Source organism: Mycobacterium sp. 1465703.0 (genome assembly GCF_001672975.1).
In the GTDB taxonomy this organism is placed as follows: domain Bacteria; phylum Actinomycetota; class Actinomycetes; order Mycobacteriales; family Mycobacteriaceae; genus Mycobacterium.
Window position 1 is genome coordinate 59,237 of the sequence record NZ_LZKU01000232.1, and the last position, 8,610, is coordinate 67,846.

General features: G+C 68.6%; 3 protein-coding genes and 2 pseudogenes. 4 read left to right on the top strand and 1 reads right to left on the bottom strand.

Annotation, left to right across the window (positions count from 1 at the left end; all coding sequences use genetic code 11):
• Positions 1–11: 11 nt before the first annotated feature.
• The 4 genes and pseudogenes from A5625_RS21890 to A5625_RS21905 form a co-directional block, all read left to right on the top strand.
• Positions 12–1,229 carry an argininosuccinate synthase gene (locus A5625_RS21890; RefSeq protein ID WP_066998877.1) on the top strand — a complete coding sequence of 406 codons (1,218 nt, stop codon included), beginning with the start codon at positions 12–14 and terminating at the stop codon, positions 1,227–1,229.
• Entirely contained in the window at positions 1,226–2,644 is a 1,419-nt protein-coding gene (argH, locus tag A5625_RS21895) for an argininosuccinate lyase (protein WP_066998880.1), read from the top strand. The genes A5625_RS21890 and argH overlap by 4 nt, the downstream gene beginning before the upstream one ends.
• Positions 2,645–2,755: 111 nt before the next feature.
• A complete protein-coding gene (locus A5625_RS21900; protein ID WP_066998883.1) occupies positions 2,756–3,817 on the top strand; it encodes a type III polyketide synthase in 1,062 nt (353 codons plus the stop codon).
• Between the two features lie 49 nt (positions 3,818–3,866).
• Positions 3,867–8,387 (top strand): annotated as a pseudogene (locus tag A5625_RS21905) (acyltransferase domain-containing protein); the annotation flags it as partial.
• A gap of 11 nt (positions 8,388–8,398) precedes the next feature.
• Here the strand turns inward: A5625_RS21905 and A5625_RS30800 are convergent.
• Positions 8,399–8,610, bottom strand: a pseudogene (locus A5625_RS30800) (hypothetical protein); the annotation flags it as partial.

Genomic DNA, 8,610 nt, shown 5'->3' on the forward strand with positions numbered 1-8,610 from the left:
GAGATTGGTTCATGTCAGAACGCGTCATCCTGGCGTATTCCGGCGGTCTGGACACCTCGGTGGCCATCAGCTGGATCGGCAAGGAGACCGGCCGTGAGGTCGTAGCGGTGGCGATCGACCTCGGCCAGGGCGGCGAAGACATGGAAGTCATTCGCCAGCGGGCCCTGGATTGCGGTGCGGTGGAAGCCGTCGTCGTCGATGCCCGCGACGAGTTCGCCGAGGAATATTGCCTGCCCACCATCCTGAACAACGCCCTCTACATGGACCGCTACCCGCTGGTGTCGGCGATCAGCAGGCCGCTGATCGTCAAGCATCTGGTGGCGGCGGCCCGCCAGCACGGAGGCAGCATCGTCGCGCACGGCTGCACCGGCAAAGGCAACGACCAGGTCCGGTTCGAGGTCGGATTCGGTTCGCTGGCACCCGATCTCGAGGTGCTGGCGCCGGTCCGCGATTACGCGTGGACGCGGGAGAAGGCGATCGCGTTCGCCGAAGAAAACGCCATCCCGATCAACGTGACGAAACGCTCGCCGTTCTCCATCGACCAGAACGTGTGGGGCCGTGCGGTGGAAACCGGTTTCCTGGAACACCTTTGGAACGCCCCTACTAAGGACGTATACGCGTACACCGAGGACCCCACCCTGAACTGGAGCACCCCCGACGAGGTGATCGTCGGATTCGAGCGCGGCGTGCCGGTGACGATCGACGGCAAGCGCGTCTCGGTGCTGCAGGCCATCGAGGAGCTCAACACCCGCGCCGGCGCCCAGGGCGTCGGCCGTCTCGACGTCGTCGAGGACCGGCTGGTGGGCATCAAGAGCCGCGAGATCTACGAGGCGCCCGGCGCCATGGTGCTCATCACCGCGCACACCGAGCTCGAACACGTCACGCTGGAGCGGGAGCTGGGCCGGTTCAAGCGGCACACCGACCAGCGTTGGGCCGAGCTGGTGTACGACGGGCTGTGGTATTCACCGCTCAAGGGTGCGCTGGAGAGCTTCGTCGCCAACACGCAGGAGCACGTGACGGGTGAAGTACGAATGGTGTTGCACGGCGGGCACATTGCGGTCAACGGCCGGCGCAGCTCGGAATCCCTGTACGACTTCAACCTGGCCACCTACGACGAGGGCGACAGCTTCGATCAGTCGGCGGCAAAGGGTTTCGTCTACGTGCACGGGTTGTCGTCCAAGATCGCGTCCCGCCGGGACCAGACTGCTAAGGGTCCGGCCGAAGCGTGAGCACTCGCGAGGGGTCATTGTGGGGCGGCCGGTTCGCCGACGGCCCGTCGGATGCGCTCGCCGCCCTGAGCAAGTCCACCCACTTCGACTGGGTGCTGGCCCCTTACGACATCGTCGCCTCGCGGGCCCACACCGTGATCCTGTTCCGGGCCGGGCTGCTGAACGAAGAGCAGCGCGACGGGCTGCTGGCCGGCCTGGATCAGCTGGCCGAGGACGTCGCCGACGGCAGCTTCTCGCCGCTGGTCACCGATGAGGATGTGCACGGGGCGCTGGAACGCGGACTGATCGACCGGGTCGGACCCGACCTGGGTGGGCGGCTGCGGGCCGGCCGGTCGCGCAACGATCAGGTGGCCACCCTGTTCCGGATGTGGCTGCGTGACGCGGTGCGCCGAGTGGCCGCCGGGGCGCTGGACGTGGTCGGTGCGCTGGCCGCGCAGGCGGCCGCTCACCCGCGCGCGATCATGCCGGGCAAAACCCACCTGCAATCCGCCCAGCCGGTGCTGCTGGCCCACCATCTGCTGGCGCACGCCCACCCGCTGCTGCGCGACGTCGACCGGATCGTCGACTTCGACCGGCGCGCCGGGGTGTCGCCGTACGGCTCCGGGGCGCTGGCCGGGTCGTCGCTGGGTCTGGATCCCGACGCGATCGCCGCGGAGCTGGGTTTCACCAGCGCGGCCGACAACTCCATCGACGCGACCGCATCCCGGGATTTCGCGGCGGAGGCCGCCTTCGTCCTTGCCATGATCGGGGTCGACCTGTCCCGGCTGGCCGAGGACGTCATTCTGTGGAGCTCGACGGAATTCGGTTACGTGACGCTGCACGACTCCTGGTCGACGGGCAGCTCGATCATGCCGCAGAAAAAGAACCCAGACATCGCCGAGCTGGCGCGCGGCAAGTCCGGGCGACTGATCGGGAACCTGACCGGCCTGCTGGCCACGCTGAAGGCTCAACCGCTCGCCTACAACCGTGACCTGCAGGAAGACAAGGAGCCGGTGTTCGATTCGGTGGCCCAGCTGGAGCTGGTGCTGCCGGCGATGGCCGGGCTGGTGGGCAGCCTGACGTTCGATGTCGAGCGGATGGCCGCGCTGGCGCCGGCCGGCTACACGCTGGCCACCGATATCGCCGAATGGCTGGTGCGCCAGGGCGTGCCGTTCCGGTCGGCGCATGAGGCCGCCGGGGCGGCGGTGCGCGCCGCCGAGCAGCGTGCCGTCGGACTCGACGAGCTGACCGACGACGAGCTGGCCGCCATCAGTCCCGAACTCACGCCGGAGGTTCGTGAGGTGTTGACGATCGAGGGCTCGGTGTCCTCGCGGGACGCGCGTGGCGGCACCGCGCCGGTTCGGGTCGCCGAGCAGATCGAAACCGTCTTGGCCAGCGCCGATCGGCTCAAAAACCAGCTCGGCGGCGGCGGTTGAGATGATCTTGGTTTCCCTGACGACCGGTGCCGGGCGGACTAGACTTCGTGCTCAAGCCGATCCGGTTGAACGATTCGCGCCGGGTCCTCGTCACCAAGGGGTGGGAGAACAATGAGCGTCGTCGCCGGCGTCTTCGGTGCGTTACCGCCGCACCGATACTCGCAGCGCGAACTCACCGACTTCTTCGTCAGCATTCCCGAGTTCGAGGGCTACGAAGACATCGTTCGGCAGCTGCATGCCAGCGCCAAAGTGGGCAGCCGTCATCTGGTCCTGCCGCTCGAGCAATACCCCGCGCTAACCGACTTCGGGATGGCGAACCGGATCTTCACCGAGCACGCCGTGAAGCTGAGCTGCGAGGCGTTGTCCGGCGCGCTCGACGAGGCGGGACTGCGGCCGCAGGACGTGGACGTGCTCATCACCACCACTGTCACCGGCCTGGCGGTGCCCTCGGTGGACGCCCGGATCGCCGCGCGGCTCGGCCTGCGTGACGATGTGCGGCGGGTGCCGCTGTTCGGGCTCGGCTGCGTGGCCGGGGCCGCGGGGGTGGCCCGGGTGAACGACTATCTGCGCGGTGCGCCGGACGCCGTGGCCGCGCTGGTCTCCGTCGAGCTCTGTTCGCTGACTTACCCCGGATACAAGCCGTCGCTGGCCGGTCTGGTCGGCAGCGCACTGTTCGCCGACGGGGCGGCGGCGGTAGTGGCGGTCGGCGAGCGGCGGGCCGAACAAATGGTCGCCGGCGGGCCCAGCATCGTGGATTCGCGCAGCCATCTGTATCCCGATTCGCTGCGCACCATGGGGTTCGACGTGGGCGCCACCGGCTTCGAGCTGGTGCTGTCCAAGGACGTCGCGGCGGTCGTGGAGCAATACATCGAAGACGATGTCACCCAGTTCCTCGGGGCGCACGGCTTGACCACGAGCGACATCGGTGCGTATGTCAGCCATCCCGGCGGCCCCAAGGTCATCGAGGCGATCAACGCGGCGCTCAGCCTGCCGCCGGAGGCGCTCGAACTCACCTGGCGTTCACTTGGCGAGATCGGCAACCTGTCCTCGGCGTCGGTGTTGCACGTGCTGCGCGACACCATGGCCAAGCCGCCGCCGAGCGACAGCCCCGGTCTGATGCTCGCGATGGGTCCAGGATTCTGTTCCGAACTGGTGTTGTTGCGTTGGCATTGATCCTCTCCCGCGGAAGTATCGCTGTGAGTGACACGAGAGCTCGCCTCCGATGAGCGGCAACACCGATGAGCTGATCAAAGCTCTCCGTCAATCGCTGAAAGAAAACGAGCGGCTCAAACGGGAGAACCGCCAGTATCTGGCTGCCGCAACCGAACCGGTGGCGGTGGTGGGAATGGGTTGCCGGTACCCGGGCGGAGTGAATTCGCCAGAGGCGTTGTGGCAGATGGTGGTTGAGGGCCGCGATGTGGTCTCCGACTTTCCCGGGGACCGCGGCTGGGACCTCTCTGGGCTGTTCGACGCCGATCCCGACGCGGTGGGCAAGTCGTACGCGCGGTGCGGCGGGTTCCTTTCGGATGTCGCCGATTTCGATGCCGCGTTCTTCGGGATCGCCCCCAGCGAGGCGCTGGCGATGGATCCGCAACAGCGCCTGCTGCTCGAAGTGTCCTGGGAGGCGTTGGAGCGGGCCGGAATTGACCCCGCCGGCCTGCGCGGCTCGGCGACCGGGGTGTTCGCCGGGATATTTCACGGCTCCTACGGGGGCCAGGGCCGGGTACCGGGGCACTTGGAGCGCTATGGGCTGCGCGGTTCGACACTGAGTGTGGCATCGGGTCGGGTGGCCTATTCGCTGGGGTTCGAAGGCCCCGCGGTTTCGGTTGACACGGCGTGTTCGTCGTCGTTGGTGGCCCTGCATCTGGCGGCGCAGTCGTTGCGTGCCGGCGAGTGTGACCTGGCGTTGGCCGGCGGTGTGACGGTGATGGCCACACCGGCGATGTTCATCGAGTTCAGCAGGCAGCGGGCGCTGGCCGCCGATGGTCGATGCAAGGCGTACGCCGGTGCCGCTGACGGCACCGGCTTCTCCGAAGGCGTCGGTGTGCTGGTGGTGGAACGTCTGGCCGACGCCCGGCGGCTGGGGCATCCGGTGCTGGCCGTGGTGCGCGGTTCGGCGGTCAATCAGGACGGCGCGTCCAACGGGCTGGCGACGCCCAACGGGCCGTCGCAGCAACGGGTGATCCGGGCGGCGCTGGCCAACGCGCGGTTGGGCACCGCCGACGTCGATCTGGTCGAGGGCCACGGCACGGGCACCACACTGGGCGATCCCATTGAGGCTCAAGCGGTTTTAGCGACCTACGGCCAGGACCGGCCGGCGGATGAACCGCTGTGGCTGGGATCGATCAAATCGAACATGGGTCATACCTCAGCCGCCGCCGGCGCCGGCGGAGTGATCAAGATGGTGCAGGCGATTCGGCACGGGGTGATGCCCAAGACATTGCACGTGGATGAGCCGACGCCGCACGTGGATTGGACGGCCGGGGCGGTGTCGCTGCTCACCGAACAGCGGCCCTGGCCGACCGTGGACCGGCCGCGGCGCGGGGGAGTGTCGTCCTTTGGCATCAGCGGCACCAACGCACACGTCATCGTTGAGCAGTACTCGCCCGAGCTGGAAAACGTAGCGCCCTCAGGTGATGACGTGGTGGTGCCGTGGGTGCTCTCGGCCCGGTCGGCTGAGGCGCTGGCCAATCAGGCAGCCCGGCTGTTGGCGCACGTGAAGGCCGATCCGGGTGTGCGGGTGCTGGACGTGGGCTGGTCGCTGATCTCGACGCGGTCGCGCTTCGAGCACCGGGCTGTGGTCGTGGGAGCCGACGGCGCACAGTTGTTACGTGGCGTGGCGGCCTTGGCGGCCGGTGAGCAGGGCGCCGGCCTGGTGGTCGGTCGCGCGCAGCCGGTGGGCAAGACCGTGTTCGTTTTTCCCGGCCAGGGTTCGCAGTGGGCCGGCATGGGGGCCCAATTGCTGGACAGTGCACCGGTGTTCGCCGAACAGCTACAGCGCTGTGACAAGGCATTGGCCGAATACGTCGAGTGGTCGCTGATCGACGTCATCCGGGGTGTGCCGGGCGCCCCTGGGTTGGACCGGGTGGACGTGGTGCAGCCGGCGCTGTGGGCGGTGATGGTGTCGCTGGCCGAATTGTGGCGTTCGGTGGGCGTGATTCCCGATGCGGTGATCGGTCATTCGCAGGGCGAGATCGCGGCGGCGTATGTGGCCGGGGCATTGTCGCTGGAAGATGCCGCCCGGGTGGTGGCGCTGCGCAGCCGGCTGCTGGTTGAATTGTCCGGTCGTGGCGGCATGGTCTCGTTGGCCTGCGGTCTACCGCGCGCCGAGCAGCTCATTGCCGACTGGGGTGAACGACTGAATATCGCTACGGTCAACGGTGTTTCGGCGGTGGTGGTCTCTGGCGAAGTGGACGCGCTGACGGAACTGATGCGGCGGTGCGAAACCGAGAGCATTCGCGCCCGCAAGATCGACGTCGACTATGCATCGCATTCCGCCCAGGTGGACGCGATCCGGGAGTCCCTCGCCGACGCCCTACATGGCTTGGCACCGCGATCGTCGGCGGTGGCCTTCTTCTCCACGGTCACCGGTGAGCTGATCGACACCGCAGCGCTCAACGCCGACTACTGGTTCCAAAGCATCCGGCAAACAGTGCAATTCGAGCGGGCGGTACGCAGCGCGGGTGATGCGGGTTATCGGGCGTTCATCGAGTCCAGTCCGCATCCGGTGTTGACGGCGGCCATCGAAGAGACCATGCCCGATGGCGCTCAGGCCTGCATCATCCCGTCGCTGGGCCGCGATGACGGTGGTCTGAACCGCTTCTGGCTCTCGGCCGCCCAGGCGCACGTCGCCGGTGTGGCGGTGGACTGGCGCGCCGCGCTGGCCGGCCTCGGGGGCCGGCGCGTCGATCTGCCGACGTACGGGTTTGTCCGCCAGCACTTTTGGCTTGCAGGCGGATCAACGGGATCGCAGGACGTGGCGACCCTGGGGCTGGCTGGGGCCGAGCACGGGTTACTCGGTGCGGTGGTGCCGCGGCCCGACTCCGGCGGTGTGGTGCTGACGGGCCGGTTGTCGACAGCCGCCCACCCGTGGTTGGCCGATCATGCGGTGGGCGAGACGGTGTTGTTCCCGGGAGCGGGTTTCGTCGAGTTGGCCATCCGCGCCGGCGATGAGGTCGGTTGCGGGACGCTCGAAGAGCTGACCTTGTCGGCGCCGTTGCTGCTGCCCGCGGGGGAGGCGGTGCGGGTGCAGCTGGTGGTCGGCGCCGCCGATGAGTCGGGACGCCGCCAGCTGTCGGTGTATTCCACTGGTGCGCAACCGGATTCGGAGTGGGTGTTGCATGCCGAGGGCCTGTTGCGGCCAGGCGCCGCGGCACCGGCCGCCGACTTCTCGATCTGGCCGCCGGTCGGGGCGACCGCGGTAGACGTCACCGACGCCTATCCGCGGCTGGCGCAGCGCGGCTACCGGTACGGCGGCGCGTTCCAAGGTCTGCGGGCGATGTGGCAGCGCGGCGACGAGACCTTCGCCGAGATCGCGGTACCCGACACCGCCGCTGCCCAGGACGGCGGCTACGGGGTGCATCCGGTGCTATTGGACGCCGCACTGCACGCGATCGGCGTTGCCGCCGAACAAAATCAGACAGTGTTGCCGTTCTCCTGGCAGGGCGTGTCGCTACATGCCTCGGGTGCGACGCGGGCGCGGGTCCGGATCGCGCCGGCCGGCGCCGGATCGGTGTCGGTGGATCTGGCCGACGGGTCGGGGCTGCCGGTGCTCTCGGTGCGGTCGTTGGCCATGCGCCCGGTGACGCCCGCGCAGTTGACGGCGGCGGCTTCCGCGCAGCGATCGCATGCCGAGGGATTGCTCGACGTGACGTGGTCGCCGATCGCACTTGGCAGTGACGAGACGACTGCCGACGCCACGCTGTGGGAACTGGGCGAACACGGTGGCGACGTGGTGAAGTCGGTGCACGCGGCGGCCACCGAGGTGCTGGCCGTGCTGCAATCCTGGCTGGGCGATGACAACGCCGGGATGCTGGCCGTACAGACTCGTGGGGCCGTCGCCCTTGCCGGCGAAGACATTTCGGACTTGGCGGGTGCGGCGGTGTGGGGTCTGGTGCGGTCGGCGCAAGCCGAGCACCCGGGCCGCATCACCCTGATCGACACCGACGGCACTGTCGACGTCAACGCGGTGATCCGGGCTGGGGAACCGCAAGTGGTGGTACGCCAGGCCGTGGCGTACGCGGCACGACTGCGTCCGGTGGCAGCGGGGTCGGTGCTCGGATTGCCTTCCGCGGGCTGGCGATTGGATGCCGGCGGCGAGGGCACCTTGCAGGACCTGGTGGTAAGCCCCTGCCCGCGAACGGAATTGACCGCGGGACAGGTGCGGGTGGCGGTGGCCGCGGTCGGGGTCAACTTCCGCGATGTCCTGGTGGCCCTGGGGATGTACCCCGGCGGCGGCCAACTGGGAGCGGAGGGCTCCGGTGTGGTCGTCGAGGTGGGGCCGGACGTGACCGGTGTGGCAGTCGGTGACGCGGTGATGGGGTTGCTCGGGGTGGTCGGTTCCGAGGCGGTGGTGGATCAGCGGGTGGTGACGCCCGTGCCGGCCGGGCTGTCGCTGGTTGCGGCGGCAGGCGTGCCGGTGGTGTTCCTGACGGCGCTGTACGGGCTGTCGGTGCTGGGCGGGCTGCACGCCGGCGAGCGGGTATTGGTGCACACCGCCACCGGTGGAGTGGGTATGGCCGCGAGAAGGCCCGCGAATTTCGCCTCGAACTCCGTTGTGCGGGAGTCGCCGATATGGTCATCGTCGAAACCCATCGCGCGCAAGGTATTCCACTTGCCGCGGCTGGCGGTGACGAACACATCGGCACCCCAATGCCGCGCCAGTTGCACCGCGGCCATACCCACTCCACCGGTGGCGGTGTGCACCAATACCCGCTCGCCGGCGTGCAGCCCGCCCAGCACCGACA